The following is an 18,248-nucleotide window of genomic DNA, read 5'->3' on the forward strand; positions in this document are numbered from 1 at the left end:
AATATGGATAAACAAAAGAGAATCAGAGAACTGGTAGAAATATTAAATAAGGCAGGACGGACTTATTATCAGGAAGACCGGGAAATCATGAGCAATCTTGAATATGACGGGCTTTATGATGAGCTCTTGGAACTGGAGAAGGAGACAGGCATCGTTCTGGCAGACAGCCCATCCGTAAACGTGGGATATGAGGCAGTAACAGAGCTTCCGAAGGAGAACCATGAAGTCCCAATGCTTTCGCTGGACAAGACGAAGGATGTGGGTGTACTGGCGGAATTTCTGGGAAGCCAAAGAGGTCTGCTTTCCTGGAAGCTGGATGGGCTTACCATTGTCCTTACTTACAGGGATGGTACGCTGTACAAAGCTGTAACCAGAGGGAATGGACAGATCGGCGAGGTGATCACCAATAACGCCAGGGTCTTCAAGAACATACCACTCAGTATCCCCTTTAAGGGAGAGCTGATCCTGCGGGGAGAAGCAGTTATTAAATATTCGGATTTTAACCGTATAAATGAGAAAATCGATGATGTGGGAGCCCGGTTCAAGAACCCGCGAAACCTTTGCAGCGGTTCGGTCAGGCAGCTGAACAATCAGATTACGGCGGAGAGAAATGTGAATTTCTATGCATTTTACCTGGTCCGGGCGGAAGGGGAAGGTTTTCATAACTCCTGTATGGAGCAGTTTGAATGGATGAAGCGGCAGGGGTTTTCCGTGGTGGAGTATAAAGAGGTGACAGCAGAAACGCTTCCGGATACTGTGAGTGCATTTGCCTCATCTATACTGGAACATGATATTCCTTCCGACGGGCTCGTTCTTCTCATTGATGATATTTCCTATGGCCAGTCTCTGGGCGCAACGGCGAAATTTCCAAGGAATTCCATGGCATTGAAGTGGGTGGATGAGCTCAGGACTACCCGTCTGAAACATATAGAGTGGAGTCCTTCCAGGACAGGACTTATCAACCCGATTGCGGTATTTGAACCGGTGGAGCTGGAAGGGACGACGGTAACTCGCGCCAGCCTCCATAATATAAGCATTCTGGAAGCTCTGGCGCTGGGAGAAGGGGATGAAATAGAAGTCTATAAGGCAAACATGATCATTCCCCAGGTTGCAGAGAATCTGACCCGCAGCGGCAGCGTACGAATTCCCAGGGAATGCCCGGCATGCGGACATGAAACTGTGATACGCGAAACCGGAGAAGTGAGGACTCTTTACTGCCCCAACGAGGACTGTCCGGCCAAGATGATTAAGTCGCTGGCTCATTTTGTATCCAGAAATGCCATGAATATAGAAGGAATATCCGAGGAGACCCTGGATAAGTTTCTGGAAAAAGGATTTATCAAGGAATATGCAGATCTTTTCCGGATTGAAAGGTACGAGGATGAAATCGTCGAGATGAAGGGCTTCGGAAGAAAATCCTATGATAATCTTGTGTCATCCCTTGAAAAGGCCAGAAAGACAACCCTTCCAAGGTTCATATACAGCCTGGGCATCCCCAATATCGGACTCGCCAATGCAAAAATGATATGCAGGGAATTTGGCGATGATCTGGACAGGCTCCGTAAAGCCACCAGGGAAGAGCTAATGCTTGTGGAGGGGGTAGGTGAGGTGATAGCCGACACTTTTGCATCCTGGTTTGAGGATCCTGAAAATATCCGTATGGTGGATGAGCTTCTGGATGTGATTGAAATCACGCAGGACAAGTCAACCGGAACTGCCCTGCTGCTGGAAAATAAAACTTTTGTCATCACCGGTTCCCTGAACCATTTTGAGAACAGGGATGAGGCAAGAGACAAAATTGAATCCATGGGAGGCAAGGTGACAGGAAGCGTAACGAAGAACACGGATTACCTGATCAACAATGACACGCAGTCTCAGTCCTCCAAAAACAAGAAAGCGAAAGAACTTGGAATTCCGATCATCAGCGAGAAGGACTTCCTTGCAATGATAGATGCCGCGGAGGAAGTGGATGAATCCAAATAAAAAATCATTCAAAAAAATTATTATATTTGTTTCGGCAGCCGTTCTTCTGTTTTTTCTGCTGGTGGTATGTAATCAGCTCGTGAGTCTGTATAACAGCATAAGAACCGTAAATGAGATTCTTGCCATTGCGGTCACTTCCCTGGCAGGCGCCTTTTTTCTGGCGGTCTTTCTGGCTCCGCTTGTTCTGTTCTTGCGGTACCCGAAACAGGGCAGGCTGCCGGAATCGGATACAGGTGAGGAGTACCAAAGATATATACAGAAACTTGTATTGCAGCTGTCAAAAAACCGGTATCTGCGGCAGAAAAACTTTACATTCGTGGACGGAAACCCAAGGGATTCGGTTTTGGAAGCATATGGCCTGCTTTCTGCGGAATCAATGAAAATCATAAAGAGAGAAGCGTCCGCAGTCTTTCTAACGACAGCGGTTTCCCAGAACGGGGTGTTGGATGGAATCAGTGTACTGCTCAGCCTGATGAAAACGACCTACCGGATCACCAGACTTTATGAAAATCGTCCGTCCTTAAGCCGCATTCTGTATATATATGGAAATGTAGCCGCGACGGTTCTGGTTGTACGCAGCATTGAGGATATGGACCTGATCGAGGAGCAGCTGGAACCCCTTCTGGCCTCTATCATCGGCGGCAGCGCTCTTTCGGCGGTGCCGGGTGCGTCAGCCATATCAAACCTTCTGGTGAATTCCATTATGGAAGGAAGCGTCAATGCACTTTTGGCTCTTCGGGTGGGAGTGATTACCCAGCGCTATCTTTGCGCATTGACGACGGTGGACAGGAGAGAAGCCAAAAGAAGTGCGTCCCGACAGGCGGCGGCCCTCCTTGGCGGAGTGCTGAAGGAAAACGCAGTCAATGTTGCCAGGACATTTACGAGAGCGGCGAAGAACACGGCAGCCTCTACAGTCAGAGGCGGATTTTTTCATAGAAAAGAAGTTTAGAGGGAGTACATGAATTTTACAAAGACATTGCTGGCATGGTATGATGCCAATGCAAGAAAACTGCCCTGGCGGGAAAACAAAGACCCCTACAGGGTCTGGATCTCCGAAATCATGCTGCAGCAGACCCGGGTAGCCGCGGTCATTCCTTATTACGCCAGGTTTATGGAAGCTCTGCCGTCAGTCCGGGATCTTGCCGGGGTTTCCGAAGAAATCCTGATGAAGCTGTGGCAGGGACTGGGCTACTACAGCCGTGCCGCCAACCTGAAAAAAGCTGCCCAAGTCATAATGGAGCAGCATGGAGGGGTATTCCCCCGGGAAGTGAACGAAATCCTCGAACTTCCCGGTATTGGCCCCTATACGGCAGGAGCTGTTTCCTCCATCGCCTTCAGCAAACCGGAGGCAGCCGTGGATGGAAATGTACTGCGGATATTTTCCAGGATTCTGATGATAAGCGGGGACATCGGGAGCTCAGCCGTAAAGAGGGGAATAGCCGCGGAGGTTCAAAAAAGAGTCTCCAGGGAGCGCCCGGGGGACTTCAACCAGGGGCTGATGGATTTGGGTGCCACCATATGCCTGCCTGGGAAGCCGCTTTGTCCGGAGTGTCCGGTGGAGAAATTCTGTGCAGCCAGGAAATGCGGCCGGCAGCAGGAACTGCCGGTTAAGACAGCCAAAAAGTCCAGGGAGATAAAGGAATATACAGTCCTTATTATCGAATCGGGGGACCGGATAGCCTTGGAGAAACGTCCTCCCGACGGGCTCCTGAAGGATTTATGGCAGTTTCCCCTTCTCGAGGGGTGCGTGGAAAGCCAGTATTACGTAGAGGATATGATGGAAGAGAAAGGGAACCCTATCCGGTCGATAAAAGAAGGTCCATGTGCAAAGCATTTATTTTCCCACCAGGAATGGCGGATGAAGTCCTATATTCTGCACATGGACCATATAGCTGCGGGTTGGACATGGGCAACCAGGCTGGATATTCAGGAAAAATATTCCATACCCTCCGCCTTTTCAAAATACCTGGAGTATATCAAGAATAATTAAATGCCGTGCACCGCTTGAACAGCGGTACCCGGCACTTTTAACGTGATTTAATCGATTAAGGCTTCTGCCAGAGCTTTCGTTTCCGACAGGTTTTCCTCAGTCGGATTCCAGTTCACTTTCATTTCAGGGGATATTACAGCAAAGCCGCATTCTTCAAGCGTCCCGCGCAGTACCTTGTTTCCTTCCCCTGACCAGCCGTAGCAACCGAATACGGCAGCTTTCTTGTTTTTGTATTTGAGCTCTTTCAGGAAATGAAGCCATCCACCTACGGAGGAAAGGATATCTCTCCCAACTGTAGGAGATCCCAGGGCAATAGCCTTTGACTTGAAGACCTCGGTCATGATGTCGTTCTTATTTGTTTTGGAAATATTGAATATCTTGACAGTGGTGTCCGGAGAAATATCTCTGATTTCATCCGCCAGTCTGTGGGCAATCCGCATGGTTCCGTTCCACATAGTGTCATAGACAATGGTGATCTGGTTTTCCTGGTAATCTTCGCACCACTGCATATATTTTTCCACAATCTGCATAGGATTTTCCCTCCAGATGGATCCGTGGCTTGGCGCGATGATATCGATAGGTATATTTAATGCCACGATTTCTTCAATTTTCTTTTTGACGAGAGGAGAAAAAGGAGTCAGGATGTTGGCATAATACTTCAGGGCTTCGTGCATAAGCGTATCCTGGTCTGCTTTGTCGTTAAAAAGGGCTTCCAGGGCATAATGCTGTCCGAAGGCATCATTTGAAAACAGAATGTTATCACCGGTCAGGTAGGAGGCCATACTGTCCGGCCAATGCAGCATTTTCATCTCAACAAATACCAGGGATTTATCCTTGGAGACGGCCAGTGAGTCGCCGGTCTTGACAATGTTGAAGTTCCATTCCGGATGATGATGCTGGCCGATCAGTGATTTCTTTGCATTTTCCGTACAGTATATGGGGGTTTCAGGGATTTTGGACATAAGGTGGGAAAGGCTTCCTGCGTGATCGGGCTCACCGTGGTTTATGACAATAAAATCAATGTCTTCCAAAGGAATTTCCTTCTCCAGATTCGATACGAATTCTTCCGCATGAGGGGTCCAGACTGTGTCAATCAGAATATTTTTTTCCTCGCGTATCAGATAGGCATTCTGGCTGGATCCATTGTTGATGGTAAAATCCGAACCATGGAATTCCTCCAGCTCCCAATCAATTTTTCCTACCCAGTAAACATTGCTTTTCACATGTACCTTCATTCTTCATACCTCCTTATGTAATTGGGCTTAAGCTTCTTCCTCTACCTCACCTTCGTGAATATCGGACTTGGGCTTTACCAGACCTTCTATTATTATACCTTTTTTCTCAGCATAATCCCATAGGGCGGCGTGGATAGCCTCTTCCGCCAGCAAGGAACAATGCACCTTCTGGGCGGGAAGTCCGTCCAATGCCTCCAATACTGCCTTGTTGGTAACCCGGAGAGCTTCCTGTACCGTCTTGCCCTTTATGAGCTCTGTGGCCATGCTGCTGGTGGCGACCGCAGCTCCGCATCCGAAGGTTTTGAATTTTACATCCTGAATGACTCCGCTTTCATCTATGTCCAGATACATTCTCATGATATCCCCGCATTTTGCGTTGCCAACGGTTCCGATACCGCTCGGATTTTCGATTTCTCCGACATTTCTGGGATGGTTGAAATGTTCCATTACTTTCTCGGTATACATATTTTTTTCCTCCTCGATTATTATTTACTGTTATTTTTTATAAAATCCTCATACAGAGGAGACATATTTCTCAGCCTTTCAATCAGCACCTTCAGGGCATCCACTGTCGTGTCGATGTCCTCCCTTGTTGTTTCGTCTGAAAGGGTAAGGCGCAGCGAACCATGCGCTTTTTCATGGGGAAGTCCGATGGCCAGAAGCACATGGGAGGGATCCAGGGAACCTGAGGTGCACGCGGATCCGCTGGAACCGCATATTCCCTGCATGTCCAGCATAATGAGCACCGACTCGCCCTCCACGAATTCAAAGCTGAAGTTGGCATTGTTGGGAAGCCTGTCCGTTCTGTGACCGTTCAATTTTGTGTGAGGGATTTCAGCAAGCACCCTTTCGATAAGATGGTCCCGAAGCTCTGTTTCATATTCAGCACGTACTTCCATAGTTTCCAGGGCGATTTCCATGGCTTTGCCAAAGCCTGCGATTCCGGGGACATTTTCTGTTCCGGCCCGTTTTTTGCGTTCCTGTCCTCCGCCGTGGATGAAAGAAGTCAGCTTAATACCGTTCCTAACATAGAGAAAACCGATTCCTTTCGGACCTTTCAGTTTATGGGAACTGGCGCTCAGCATATCAATGTTGTACTCCTTGACGTCAATGGGGACCTGACCCACGGCCTGCACTGCATCTGTGTGGAAAAGGACGTTGTGTTCTTTGGCAATCCGTCCGATTTCCCTTATCGGTTCGATGGTTCCGATTTCATTGTTTGCAAACATTATGGTGATAAGGATGGTTTCCGGCCGTATAGACGCTTCCACGTCCTCCGGGCGTACCCTGCCGTCTCCGTCCACATCCAGGTAAGTTACTTCATAACCGTTCTTTGCCAGATATTCGCAGGTGTGCAGGACAGCATGATGTTCGATTTTGGATGTGATGATATGGTTTCCTTTTGACCTGTAGCTTTCCGCGATGGATTTGATGGCCCAGTTATCTGATTCGGATCCGCCGGCCGTAAAATAAATCTCTTTTTCTGAGCAGCCCAGGGCACCGGCAATGATTTTCCTGGAGGCATCTACAGCCTGTCTGCTTTTTCCGGCGAAGGAATAAATGCTGGAAGGGTTTCCATAAAATTCGGTGAAGTAGGGCAGCATTTCCGCTACGACTTCCGGGTGTACCGCGGTAGTGGCCGCATTGTCCAGATATATTAATTTACTCATATTATTCAGTCTCCTTTGATTGTTTGTTTTCCAATGCCTTTTTGCTTTCTTCAGCCAGTTCTTCCAATGTGATGGAATCAAAGGCGGAGTCAATTGCTGCATTGGCTTTTTCCCATACGTATTTTGTGACACAAAGTTCGGATCCGGAACAGGTTTCATCTTCCGGTCCTTCCTCATTGAGTCCGGGACAATCCACCAGTTTAAGATTGCCTTCCAGGGTCCGTATAATGTCTCCGGCCGATATGTCCTTCAAAGGACGGGATATCGTATATCCTCCGATTGCGCCCCGGGAACTGGTGACAAAGCCGGCCTTCTTCATCTTCGCGATGATCTGCTCCAGGTAGCCTTCCGATAAATGCTGCCGTTCGGCTACGCTGCGCAAGGACACAGGTCCTTCATCTGCATGTACGGCCAGGTCGACCATTGCCCTTAATCCATACCTGCTTTTTGTGGACAGTTTCATAAAATCACCCCTCTGTTATAGATGTCATCAAATACCTAGTGAATTACTTGGATATGAAATTATATTATCACTACCCAATCTGTCCGTCAAGCTTTTTCTGCGCAAAAAAAAGACTGTCCGGAAGGGGTCCCGGACAGTCCATATCAAAGGGTTGGCTTGACATTGGCGTCAATTTAAGAAGTTTGCTTTTGAAAGGTGCTGAGTCAGTGAATTTAATTTCCGACTCCATAATGCTCTTTGTTGTATCTATTGATCTCGTCAGTTAAAATCGGAGCTACATGTGGGAACAGTGAATCCGGTCCGCCGTACGTAATACTTGGGATGAATGAGCCGCCTTTGCCGTATGTATCACAAGCTCTGCGAGCCTCTCTGCGAATCTGTTCCTCAGTTGCATCGACGCGGTCTGTACCGGAATCGATACCTCCCATCAGAACCATTCTGCCCTGCAACTGCTCCTGGAGTTTCGGAATATTATTTGTCGGGAGTACACCCTGCCAGATGTCAATGCCGATATCCACCATATCCTCTACAATCGGTTCACAGAATGAATCGGAGTGGTGCAGGACGATGACGCCGTGCTCATGCATGTAGGAATAGATTCTTTTGTAGTGGTCCTTGAAATAGGATCTCCATATATCAGGCTGCATGAAAAGACTGGTTTTTGTGCCCCAGTCATCCAGAGAGATGATGGCATCGGGCTTCAGGTTGTCGACTAAAAGCTTTGTCCAGGTAAATCTGTATTCTGCAATGGCATCCACCAGATCATGCATGTCATCAGGTTCCATCAGAAGATTTACCAGAGTATCCTCAAAACCAAGAAGATAATGGCACTGCTCGAAAATACCTGTTCCCATGAATCCCATAACCATATGCTGGCTTCTGTCAACCTGGGCGGCTGATTCCAATGAAGCTTCCCACAAACCCTGGGTACCTGCGGCGATATCAGGAACAGTTATATATTTTCTCCATTCTGTTATGTCAGGGCAGACCTTGTTTTCGTGAGTAACGTGTGGCATAGGGCCGGGAGCGTCCTCAGGGAACATAATGGTTGTGCCCCACTTGTCTATTGTTGTCACGCCTCTTTTTCTGTTTCCGCGGGCAAACTGGTTGCAGGCGTCATTCATGATCATTTTGAATGGTTCATACATATTCACCAGTCTGTCAGGATGTCCGTCTTTTCCTTTTAATAGTTCCAGTAAATTCTCTTTTGGTGTGAGCATAATATATCCCTCCGTAAATTATTGAATTAAGGCGGCCACACGGCCAGCTTTTCTTAAGTGTAACATACCGCAATTGCTTTAGCAAATATCGATTATGACTATCTGTAATTCCAAAATTGACACAATGAATCCCACTAATCAGGTTGGACATTTCGAAAAAAACTTGTGCGAAATTACCAATGTTCGGAATCTTCACGAAGCTGAGCAGTGGAATTTATGCATAATTTCAGGCGATTCCATAGTGTTCCAGATTATACCTGTCAACTTCGTCTTCGATTATCGGATTTACATGTGGAAAAATAGAGCCCGGCGTGCCATAGGTAATGCTTGGAATGAATCCGCCGCCTTTCCCGTACTCATTGCATGCCCTGCGTACTTCCGCACGGATTTCCTCTTCGGTCGAATCGATGCGGTCGATGACGGAGTCAATTCCGCCCATTAGAACCATGCGTCCCTGCAACAGATCCTGGATTTTAGGAATGTTATTGGAAGGAAGGGCACCCTGCCAGATATCGATTCCAATTTCTGCCATGTCTTCTACAATCGGCTCGCAGTATGAATCCGAGTGATGCATAACGATGACTCCGTTATCATGCATGTAGGAATAGATTCTTCTGTAATGCTCTTTGAAATATTCCCGCCATGTCTCCGGTTTCATGAACAGGCTCTCCTTGGAACCCCAGTCATCATGGGAAACGATGACATCGGGATGGAAATTGTCTACGAGAGTTTTGGCATAATTGAATCTGTATTCCGCAATCGTGTCCACCAATTCATGCATGTCGTCCGGCTCTGCCAGAAGGTTCATCAGAGTATCCTCGAATCCCATCAGATAATGGCACTGCTCGAAAATTCCGGTTCCCATAAAGCCAAGTACGAACTGTTTTTTCCTGTCGACCTGTGCGGCAGAGGCGAGGCAGTCTTCCCAGCCGGTAAGCGTTCCGCCGATGATATCCGGAACCTTTACATAGTTTCTCCATTCTGTAATATCAGGAAGAACTTTATTAGCGGAAGTCACGTGGGGCATAGGTCCCGGAGCATCTTCCGGAAACAGAATTTCCGTGCCCCATTTATCTGTTGTCGTCAGTCCTCTTCTTCGATTGCCGCGTGCAAACATATTGCACGCATCATTGTTGATAAGGACGAAGGGCTTATAACCGTTTACCAGTCTGTCAGGGAGACCGTCTTTACCTTTTAAAAGTTCCAGTACATTTTCTCTCTGTGTGAGCATTTGAATACCTCCATAAAATCATTGAATAACGTTTCTGTTTCTTGTCTTGATTTGAGTCTAGCATGGGTATCCCCCTTTGGCAAATTTCGATTAGGACTATCTGTAATTCCTGAAATTGGACTGACAGTAATTCCAAATCGGACTGTTAAATTATAGACAATGTTGTTTACTTTGCATGAAATGAAACGGGGGAGATGCTTTGCGATTATTGACTTTATACACAATGTTATATATACTGAATTATATATTGGAATGAAGTAAAAAGAGAAGAATAAGGGATATGAATATGAGAGAAATCAATATTTATGAACTGCAGCTGATGGACATAGAGCTTTTTCTGCGCATCGCCGAGTATGGCAGTTTTACAAAAGCGGGGCAGTGTCTTTTTATGACCCAGTCTCTGGTCAGCAAGCGGATCAGTATGCTGGAGCTGAAATTGGGACTGCAGCTTTTCGTGAGGAATAAACGGAACGTGGTCCTTACCCCTGCGGGGAGGCTGTTGCAGAAGAAACTGCAGAGTGTAAATGAAGAAATATTTTTAGCCATAAATGAAGCCCATAATATTCAGGCCGGCATCACCGGAATCATACGGCTTGGTTTTATTGAGTGGGGAAATCTTTTTTTTATGCCGCTTCTGGAAGAATTCATGCGCGAAAATCCCCAGATTCATGTGGAGATAAACCGGTATCCTTTCTTCGAGCTCAGGAAAAATCTGATGTCTTTGGATATCGATATGGCGTTCAGCATTTCCTATGACATGGACAGCCTCTATAAAGATGAATATGAATACATTGACCTGGTTTCTATTCCTCTGGTCGCCATCATGAACCGCAAGAACAGCCTTGCAGACCATAAGAAAGTTACAGTCAGGGATCTCCAGGCTCAGGATCTGCTGATGGTCAGTCCGAAATACTCCATAGGATACAGTGAATGTATCAGCAAGCTGTTTGCAGCCGAAGGAATCAGTCCGATCATATCCCATTATGCCCAGAGCGGCGGAGACCACATTGGGAATCTTCTGCTCAATGAAGGTGTACTGATTGCCAGTGAATATTTCATGGAAAATTCCTGGAAGGAACAGCTGGTCCAGGTGCCAATCGAAGGCACATGCGTCAGCGTAGTGGCTTTATGGAAAAAATCCAAAGTAAATGCCGCAATGGACATCCTGATCGATAAAATGAAAGTCTATTTTCATGCTGAATCCCATCAATGTTCATAGAATCGCGATGAAAAAGATCCATAAAAGGAGAAAACAACATGCCAGAAAAAAAACTTCGTTTTGAAACATTGCAGCTGCACGCCGGCCAGGAGTCTCCCGATTCTGCAACAGATGCAAGAGCGGTTCCCATTTACATGACCACGTCCTATGTATTTGAAGATACAGCCCAGGCCACGGCCCGTTTTGACCTCAGCGAACCTGGAAATATCTATACAAGGCTTATGAACCCCACCACAGACGTATTTGAAAAACGCATTAATGTCCTGGAGGGAGGCGTAGGGGCTTTGGCCACATCCTCCGGAGCGGCCGCAGTAACGATTGCCGTCCAAAATATAGCCCATGCTGGCGACCACATCGTTTCCGCCGCAGAGGTCTATGGAGGAACCTATAATCTTTTTGCCCATACATTCCAGGATTTTGGAATAGACGCAACCTTCGTGAACGGCGACGATTCCGAAAATTTTGCAAAAGCAATACAGCCAAATACGAAGCTGATATTTATCGAGACAATGGGCAACCCGAATGCAAGCCTCATTGACATCGAAGCAGTGGCAAAGATAGCCCACGACAACGGGATTCCTCTTCTGGTAGACAGTACATTTGCAACACCGTATCTGTTCAGACCACTGGAGCATGGAGCCGATATCGTGATCCATTCCGCCACAAAGTTCATCGGAGGGCATGGAACCGCCCTGGGCGGCGTAATCATAGACGGCGGCACATTTGACTGGGATGCATCCGGGAAATTTCCATGCCTGACAGAGCCGGTTCCAAGCTATCACGGCGTGAAATTCACCGAGGCAGCTGGGAAGGCGGCATATATCACAAAAGCCCGCGTCGCTCTTATGCGTGATGTAGGATCTACACTTAGCCCTTTCCATTCATTCCTGTTCCTGCAAGGGCTGGAAACCCTGTCCCTGCGGGTGGAACGGCATATGGAAAATACACTGAAGGTGGTGGAATTCCTTTCAAAGCATCCAAAGATCGAAAAGGTAAACCATCCGTCTCTGCCGGATAACCGCTATAATTCCCTGTACAAAAAATATTTCCCGAAAGGGGCTGGCTCCATCTTTACCATTGAGATAAAGGGCGGCGCCAAAGAGGCCATGGAGTTTGTGGACAAACTCAAAGTATTCTCCCTGCTGGCCAATGTGGCGGATGCCAAGTCTCTGGTCATCCACCCAGGCAGTACCACCCATTCCCAGATGAATGAGGAGGAGCTGGCCGCATCCGGAATCAAACCAAATTCCATCCGTCTGTCCATCGGTCTGGAACACATCGATGACATACTGGAGGATTTGGACCAGGCACTATAAAATATCCAGGAGATACCCATATCCTTCTTTTTCCATATCTTCTTTGGGAATGAACCGGAGAGAGGCGCTGTTTATGCAATACCGCAGTCCGCCTCTCTCTTTTGGACCGTCCGTAAAGACATGCCCAAGGTGGGAGTCGCTGTCTGCAGCACGGACTTCTTTGCGGATCATGCCGTGGGTAAAGTCCTGAATCTCCTTGACTAGAGATTTATCGATGGGCTTGGAAAAACTGGGCCAGCCGCAGCCGGACTCAAACTTGTCCGTTGAGGAGAATAAAGGTTCCCCGGTGATTATATCCACGTAGATGCCTTCCCTGAAATTATCGAAATATTCATTTTTATAAGGCGGTTCCGTGGCCGCATTCCGGGTCACGTCATACTGAAGAGGAGTAAGGTTTGGATTGGCGAGGGACGCCTGCCTGATTTTTGCAGGGCTGATGTGGCAGTATCCGCCCGGATTCTTGTCCAGATAATTCTGATGATATTCCTCGGCCCGGTAATAATTGTCCAGCGGAAGGACTTCAATGGCCACCGGCTGGGACAGCCTCTTCTGCAGGTTGTCTATAGATTTCTGTATCACAGGCAGGTCGTTTGCATCCGTATAATAGATGCCGGTCCGATACTGGGAGCCGATATCTCCGCCTTGCTTGTTCACGGATGTGGGATTCACGGAATCATAGTAGATTTCCAGAAGTTTAGGCAGGGAAAGCCGGTGGGCATCATAGACGACCCGGACGGTTTCCGCGTGACCCGTGCCGCGTCGGCACACATCTTCGTAAGTCGGATTTTGGGTTTTTCCGTTGGCATATCCCGTTTCGGTCTCCAAAACGCCATTGATCTGGGAGATATATTTCTGCGTGCCCCAGAAGCATCCGCCGGCCAGGTGGATTTCTTTTGTGTTCTTTTCCATTCCAATTCCTCCGTCCATTTTTATTTAATAGTAACATCAATTTGCTCTATTGTGAAAGAAAATCATTTGTGATAATATTATTCGATATAAGCATATGAAAGTGGTGATGAAATGCCGATTAAAGTACAGAGCGATTTACCCGCTAAAGCAATTATTGAACAGGAAAACATTTTCATCATGGATGAAACCCGGGCTATCAACCAGGAAATTCGTCCTCTGAAAATCGCCCTTTTAAACCTGATGCCTTTAAAACAGGAGACCGAGATACAGGTTCTGCGTTCCCTTTCCAATACGCCCCTGCAGATTGATCTGACGTTTGTGACTGTGGAGAGCCATGAGTCCAAGAACACTCCGGCCAGCCATCTCAACCAGTTTTATACGACCTTCCGGGAGATAAAGGATAAGAAATTTGACGGACTGATCATAACCGGTGCCCCGGTGGAACTGCTGGAATATGAAGAGGTGACCTACTGGGAAGAACTGAAGGAAATCATGGAGTGGTCCAAAACAAATGTCACTTCCACCCTGCATATCTGCTGGGGCGCCCAGGCTGGACTGTATTATCACTATGGGATTCCCAAGATACGCCTTCCCAAAAAAATGTTCGGCATCTACGAGCACCGGGTCCTGCACAGGAAGAACCCGCTGGTACGAGGGTTTGATGATATGTTCAATGCGCCACATTCCCGCCATACTGGCACCAGGAAAGAAGACGTGGAAAAGACAGCGGACCTGGTCATCCTTTCCGAATCCGATGAGGCCGGTGTTTTTATCATCATGAACAAGGAAGAAAAGCAGATCTTCGTGATGGGACATCCGGAATATGACCGGAAAACACTGGACGCAGAATATAAGCGGGACCTGGAAAAAGGACTGGATATAGATATGCCGGTCAATTATTACAAGGACAATGATCCGCAGAATATGCCGGAACTGACCTGGAGAGCCCATGCCAATGCGTTCTATACGAACTGGCTGAATTATTATGTATACCAAGTGACGCCATATGAGTTGTAGGAAAGTGGCGTAAAAGCCCATATTTCATGCGATTTCCACGATTTGAAAGTGCTTTTTCTTATCGTAAAATATCGTATGTTTTGGTGTCAAATTGGGGTCAAAAGGTGTCAGGTCTTTTGACTGTAATATGTAAAAATTAAATGAATTGTAACGATGAAAAATGATTGCGGAAGATAATCTGTGATATGGGAATCGGTACATGGAATGTATGTGAAAGCAGTGTGTTTTGAAGTTGCCCGTGATGGGGACTTTGGCATGCTGCTTTTTGTTTTTATTAAGTTTTCTTTTATCTGCAACCTGCAGAGTTGATGGGGAATTTCCAAATGACAAGTGCCAAAATATGGGAATTTTAGCGGGGTATATAAAATATCAGGGGTTTTAGGGGATTGGCTCCCCTAACTAGATGCATATGAGACGGAGACGGCTCAGACGCGCGTCTAGCCATGTCGGTAGGGAAAAAGGTTTAGGATTTAAAGGCAAATGAAAAATAATGACGAATAAGTGAAATTGTTGGATAATATAGTTTAGAAAAAACATACTATTTTGTTGTAAACTGTAAATTGTAATTGTATAATTAATTATTGTGTGTACAATTTGAAGGAAAAAATTGCGAGGTGTTATATTATGATAAGCACAAATGTATTAATAGAAACAATTAATAACTCGCATGATGCTACTAGATAAGCCGATGACTCAATTGGTGGATATTTTTACATATAGTTGTATACATTTTATTGTAGTATCTTCATTCTTAATGATATATGGTCATAAAATGAAAGTGATTTCAAGAGGTATTGCAATTTATTGTGCACAGGAAAGAATTCTTGATGTTATAAAAAGATAGAAAAAAGGCTGATTCCATTGGATGTATAAAGCTTAAAGATACAAGAAAGTTTAGAAAATGAGTGCATTATGTAACTGTAGGAGTGGACGAAGAGTTAAATACATGTGTTTTTTGTATGGAACTTCAGTAATTAATAAAATGTTTGGTAATTAGAGAAAGGGTGTGAAATTGATTGTATTTTGAAGATTCACCTATAAAGAAACAAGAAGAAGACCTATTGGGCAGAAAAGGATTTGCAAAGAAACTTGGTGCATCTTTGCTTAATGCACAAGCTAAAGATGGATACTGTGTCGGTTTATTTGGACCTTGGGGTAGTGGAAAATCGTCAGTGGTAAATATGATAATTGAAGAGATTAAAATTTTATCTGAGGAAGAAGAAAAACCGATTATAATATATTTTAATCCATGGAATTTTTCATCAAAAGATCAACTTTTAAGACAATATTTTATTACGTTGGCTAATCAATTTTCTGGTAAGAAAGATAAGGCTAAGTTAATCATTGGTAATGAAATTCGCAAATATTCTGATATGCTAGGAGATTTTGGAGATATCGGAAAAATCGCGAAGTTTAGTGGAAGATTTATTGGAAAAGTTTTGAATAAGAATAATATTTTGTCAACGGAAGATATATCAAAACAAAGAGAATCACTTATAAATACATTATCAGAACAAAAGCAAAAAATTATTATTGTAATCGACGATATTGATCGATTGTCAAATGAAGAGATTAAATTAATATTTCAACTTGTTACATCTGTTGCAAAATTCCCCAATATTATATATTTATTGTCTTTTGATAAGGAAATAGTGGCTAGAGCACTTACAGAAGTTCAAAATTATGATGGTGAAAAATATCTTGAAAAAATAATTCAAGTGCCAGTTGAAATTCCAAATGTCTCAAATGATTTTTTGTGGAAAGCTTTATTTGATAAATTAGATAGTCTTTTGAAAGAATATGAAGGTATTACATTTGAACAGGATTATTGGTCCCTTATTTTTAGTGAAGTTATATCTAGGTACATATATAATATACGAGATGTAATTCGCCTTACTAATGCTCTTAATATAAAATGTGATTTGATAGGGAGCGAAATTAATTTTGCTGATTTGATTACATTGACAACTATTGAAATTAAGTTACCTAAACTATATTTATGGATAAGAGCTAACAAGGGAAAACTGGTGGGTGGTGAAGATGAGTATTTCAGATTTTATAACCAAACCAAAGATAAAATTGAAGAAATGCAACTTATGGATTTGAAAAAAATAGATTCAAATTATGCAAAAGAATTTGATAGAATTTTAAAAGTATTATTTCCACATTACAACTCAAAGACTAGCAATAGTTTTTACGATGAAAAATTACTAAGAAGAATGAAAAGAATTGGGAACCAAGATATATTTGATAGGTATTTTAGGCTTGAACTTAATGCTGATAAGTTACAGAAAGTAGAATTTGAAAATGCAGTAAATGGCATGGATGAAGAAGATTTATATAAATTTCTTACTAAAATAAATGCAAACAATTCAATGATTTCATTTTTACAGGACCTAGCTGCTGTAAATGATGAAGTTAAAATAGAGCGTATACCAATCATTATTAAAGCATTGGTAAAAGTATCAGGAAATGCAGTGGGTGTTCAAACAAATGCAATGTTTAGTATGTCTTCTTTTAGCCTTATTGAATATCGAATAACTGATTTGATGAAGCGACTTTCAGAAAATGAAAGGTGTCAATTACTACTAGAACTTTTAGATGACGCAGATTATGAAAGTATTCAAATACTTTCATATATGTTGAATAGTTTTGAATTGTCTCATGGACGGCTAGCAGCAAAAGGGCAAACGAATGGAGACAAGATTGTCACTATTGAAACATTATTAATATGTGAAGATAAGTTTAAAATAATTATACCTCGGATAATGCAGGAGGGGAATATTTTAGATATGAACCAGGCAGGATTTGTTTCTTATATGTTTGAATGCTTTGAACCTGAATTATATGAAGAATACTTATATGAACTTTTTGAAAATGATTTGAATAAGGTGAAATACCTTATACTATCAGCGGAAAGGTGGACAGGTGCTGGAATTAATTGGAAATATAACGATGAATATAAAAAATATATTACAGAGGTAGCAGTATTAAATGCAATGAAGAATTGTATTGATAATGATACAATTTGGTCTTTGGATGAAGAACGATTACATAGGGCAATTGCATTTTTGTTGTGGTCAAATAAAGAGACGGAATGGACAGGTGGAGTAGATGATAAACAGGTGATTCAAAAAATTGATAAAATTAAGGAAGAACATACACGAATTATGTAGCTGGATAAGAATGAACTTTAGAGTAATGCTTGGTTTGTTTCCAAACTCATCACACATGGAGTTCGTAGTACTTATATATTTATTAATAAATGTGAAAGGCAGTATGATGGAGAATCCAACCTTAAGTTACTATAACGAAAACGCATCTTCCTTTATTCAAGGAACTCAAAATGCATCCATGTTTGAAACATTAGAAGAATTTATTCAGTATATTCCATCAAAAGGAAGAGTCCTTGATCTTGGCTGTGGTTCAGGACGAGATAGTAAATATTTGTTAGAACATGGTTTTTTAGTTGATGCAATGGATGGTTCCAAGGAGTTGTGCCAAGCAGCAACGCATTTTACAGGTATTCAAGTGAAGCAGATGGATTTTCTGGATTTAAATGAAATACTAACATATGATGGGATTTGGGCATGCGCATCTATATTGCATCTGCCATATCACAATCTTCCTATGATGTTTGAAAAGTTATTTCAAGCATTGAGAAAGAATGGAACTTTATATGTGTCTTTTAAATATGGAAGTGTTATTGATTTCTGAGTTTGTCCGCCCGTTGCTCTCTGGAGCTGCCTAAAACTGCTCGCCTATGCTGCCACGGTGGTTATGAGTTCGGGCACAATACAGTTGCATTGCGCCCATTTTGTTTTACGGTAATTCCCCCTCGATTACCGTTCTGACCATATGGTCATCGATTAGCTTCTTTGCCCGCTGTGAGGCAAACATAAGGGAGTGGGTACATACTTTGTTTGTTGCTCTGGATGATCCGGCTGAATAGCGATAGACTTCATCCATCGCCTTGTCTGTGAAGATATCCGTCG

The 18,248-nt window shown here is 44.1% G+C and carries 15 protein-coding genes; 8 read left to right on the plus strand and 7 right to left on the minus strand.

What is annotated here, in order from left to right; genetic code table 11:
* The first annotated feature begins 3 nt into the window (after positions 1 to 3).
* From ligA to mutY, 3 genes are read left to right on the plus strand one after another with little or no spacing between them, the layout of a single operon-like run.
* Positions 4 to 1,983, plus strand: a complete 1,980-nt coding sequence (gene ligA / locus BUA79_RS10940) for an NAD-dependent DNA ligase LigA (protein ID WP_073994480.1) — start codon at positions 4 to 6, stop codon at positions 1,981 to 1,983.
* The gene (locus BUA79_RS10945; protein ID WP_073994464.1) at positions 1,970 to 2,932 is read left to right on the plus strand and encodes a hypothetical protein; all 963 of its coding nucleotides are present in this window, start codon (positions 1,970 to 1,972) and stop codon (positions 2,930 to 2,932) included. Before ligA ends, BUA79_RS10945 begins: the two co-directional genes overlap by 14 nt.
* Positions 2,933 to 2,941: 9 nt before the next feature.
* Positions 2,942 to 3,973 carry an A/G-specific adenine glycosylase gene (gene mutY / locus BUA79_RS10950; protein WP_073994465.1) on the plus strand — a complete coding sequence of 344 codons (1,032 nt, stop codon included), beginning with the start codon at positions 2,942 to 2,944 and terminating at the stop codon, positions 3,971 to 3,973.
* Positions 3,974 to 4,020: 47 nt separating this feature from the next.
* Here the strand turns inward: mutY and BUA79_RS10955 are convergent, their stop codons facing one another.
* The 6 genes from BUA79_RS10955 to BUA79_RS10980 all read right to left on the minus strand — a co-directional run bounded on the left by BUA79_RS10955 (position 4,021) and on the right by BUA79_RS10980 (position 9,792).
* A complete protein-coding gene (locus BUA79_RS10955) occupies positions 4,021 to 5,208 on the minus strand; it encodes an oxygen-binding di-iron domain-containing protein (RefSeq protein ID WP_073994466.1) in 1,188 nt (395 codons plus the stop codon).
* A gap of 27 nt (positions 5,209 to 5,235) precedes the next feature.
* A complete protein-coding gene (gene nifU / locus BUA79_RS10960; RefSeq protein ID WP_073994467.1) occupies positions 5,236 to 5,673 on the minus strand; it encodes a Fe-S cluster assembly scaffold protein NifU in 438 nt (145 codons plus the stop codon).
* Positions 5,674 to 5,693: 20 nt separating this feature from the next.
* The gene (nifS, locus tag BUA79_RS10965) at positions 5,694 to 6,878 is read right to left on the minus strand and encodes a cysteine desulfurase NifS (RefSeq protein ID WP_073994468.1); all 1,185 of its coding nucleotides are present in this window, start codon (positions 6,876 to 6,878) and stop codon (positions 5,694 to 5,696) included.
* Position 6,879: 1 nt separating this feature from the next.
* On the minus strand, positions 6,880 to 7,341 hold the full coding sequence (locus BUA79_RS10970; protein ID WP_073994469.1) for an RrF2 family transcriptional regulator: 462 nt from the start codon (positions 7,339 to 7,341) through the stop codon (positions 6,880 to 6,882).
* Positions 7,342 to 7,553: 212 nt separating this feature from the next.
* Complete coding sequence (locus BUA79_RS10975) at positions 7,554 to 8,561, minus strand: uroporphyrinogen decarboxylase family protein (RefSeq protein WP_073994470.1); 1,008 nt, start codon at positions 8,559 to 8,561, stop codon at positions 7,554 to 7,556.
* A gap of 226 nt (positions 8,562 to 8,787) precedes the next feature.
* A complete protein-coding gene (locus BUA79_RS10980; protein ID WP_073994471.1) occupies positions 8,788 to 9,792 on the minus strand; it encodes a uroporphyrinogen decarboxylase family protein in 1,005 nt (334 codons plus the stop codon).
* Positions 9,793 to 10,072: 280 nt separating this feature from the next.
* Between BUA79_RS10980 and BUA79_RS10985 the strand changes: the two genes are divergently transcribed.
* Both BUA79_RS10985 and BUA79_RS10990 read left to right on the plus strand, forming a co-directional pair.
* Positions 10,073 to 11,011: a LysR family transcriptional regulator gene (locus tag BUA79_RS10985; RefSeq protein WP_073994472.1), complete on the plus strand. Its 939-nt coding sequence runs from the start codon at positions 10,073 to 10,075 to the stop codon at positions 11,009 to 11,011.
* 38 nt (positions 11,012 to 11,049) lie between these two features.
* The gene (locus BUA79_RS10990) at positions 11,050 to 12,327 is read left to right on the plus strand and encodes an O-acetylhomoserine aminocarboxypropyltransferase/cysteine synthase family protein (RefSeq protein ID WP_073994473.1); all 1,278 of its coding nucleotides are present in this window, start codon (positions 11,050 to 11,052) and stop codon (positions 12,325 to 12,327) included.
* Here BUA79_RS10990 and msrB read toward each other — a convergent pair.
* Positions 12,322 to 13,236, minus strand: a complete 915-nt coding sequence (gene msrB, locus BUA79_RS10995) for a peptide-methionine (R)-S-oxide reductase MsrB (RefSeq protein WP_073994474.1) — start codon at positions 13,234 to 13,236, stop codon at positions 12,322 to 12,324. The two genes, BUA79_RS10990 and msrB, sit on opposite strands and share 6 nt — an antisense overlap.
* Before the next feature lie 111 nt (positions 13,237 to 13,347).
* On the opposite strand from msrB, the gene metA reads away from it, so the two are divergent.
* From metA to BUA79_RS11010, 3 genes are all read left to right on the plus strand, one after another.
* Positions 13,348 to 14,253, plus strand: a complete 906-nt coding sequence (gene metA / locus BUA79_RS11000; protein WP_073994475.1) for a homoserine O-acetyltransferase MetA — start codon at positions 13,348 to 13,350, stop codon at positions 14,251 to 14,253.
* A gap of 1,016 nt (positions 14,254 to 15,269) precedes the next feature.
* Positions 15,270 to 17,429: a KAP family P-loop NTPase fold protein gene (locus BUA79_RS11005; RefSeq protein WP_073994476.1), complete on the plus strand. Its 2,160-nt coding sequence runs from the start codon at positions 15,270 to 15,272 to the stop codon at positions 17,427 to 17,429.
* Between the two features lie 10 nt (positions 17,430 to 17,439).
* A complete protein-coding gene (locus tag BUA79_RS11010) occupies positions 17,440 to 17,970 on the plus strand; it encodes a class I SAM-dependent methyltransferase (protein ID WP_073994477.1) in 531 nt (176 codons plus the stop codon).
* The last annotated feature ends 278 nt before the right edge of the window (positions 17,971 to 18,248 follow it).

It is taken from the genome of Parasporobacterium paucivorans DSM 15970, assembly GCF_900141895.1.
GTDB classification, from domain to species: domain Bacteria; phylum Bacillota; class Clostridia; order Lachnospirales; family Lachnospiraceae; genus Parasporobacterium; species Parasporobacterium paucivorans.

Bases quoted from the DNA above. Each gene is read 5' to 3' on its own strand.
- ligA (WP_073994480.1), top strand. From the start codon at position 4: ATGGATAAACAAAAGAGAATCAGAGAACTGGTAGAAATATTAAATAAG.
- BUA79_RS10945 (WP_073994464.1), top strand. From the start codon at position 1,970: ATGAATCCAAATAAAAAATCATTCAAAAAAATTATTATATTTGTTTCG.
- mutY (WP_073994465.1), top strand. From the start codon at position 2,942: ATGAATTTTACAAAGACATTGCTGGCATGGTATGATGCCAATGCAAGA.
- BUA79_RS10955 (WP_073994466.1), bottom strand. From the start codon at position 5,208: ATGAAGGTACATGTGAAAAGCAATGTTTACTGGGTAGGAAAAATTGAT.
- nifU (WP_073994467.1), bottom strand. From the start codon at position 5,673: ATGTATACCGAGAAAGTAATGGAACATTTCAACCATCCCAGAAATGTC.
- nifS (WP_073994468.1), bottom strand. From the start codon at position 6,878: ATGAGTAAATTAATATATCTGGACAATGCGGCCACTACCGCGGTACAC.
- BUA79_RS10970 (WP_073994469.1), bottom strand. From the start codon at position 7,341: ATGAAACTGTCCACAAAAAGCAGGTATGGATTAAGGGCAATGGTCGAC.
- BUA79_RS10975 (WP_073994470.1), bottom strand. From the start codon at position 8,561: ATGCTCACACCAAAAGAGAATTTACTGGAACTATTAAAAGGAAAAGAC.
- BUA79_RS10980 (WP_073994471.1), bottom strand. From the start codon at position 9,792: ATGCTCACACAGAGAGAAAATGTACTGGAACTTTTAAAAGGTAAAGAC.
- BUA79_RS10985 (WP_073994472.1), top strand. From the start codon at position 10,073: ATGAATATGAGAGAAATCAATATTTATGAACTGCAGCTGATGGACATA.
- BUA79_RS10990 (WP_073994473.1), top strand. From the start codon at position 11,050: ATGCCAGAAAAAAAACTTCGTTTTGAAACATTGCAGCTGCACGCCGGC.
- msrB (WP_073994474.1), bottom strand. From the start codon at position 13,236: ATGGAAAAGAACACAAAAGAAATCCACCTGGCCGGCGGATGCTTCTGG.
- metA (WP_073994475.1), top strand. From the start codon at position 13,348: ATGCCGATTAAAGTACAGAGCGATTTACCCGCTAAAGCAATTATTGAA.
- BUA79_RS11010 (WP_073994477.1), top strand. From the start codon at position 17,440: ATGAACTTTAGAGTAATGCTTGGTTTGTTTCCAAACTCATCACACATG.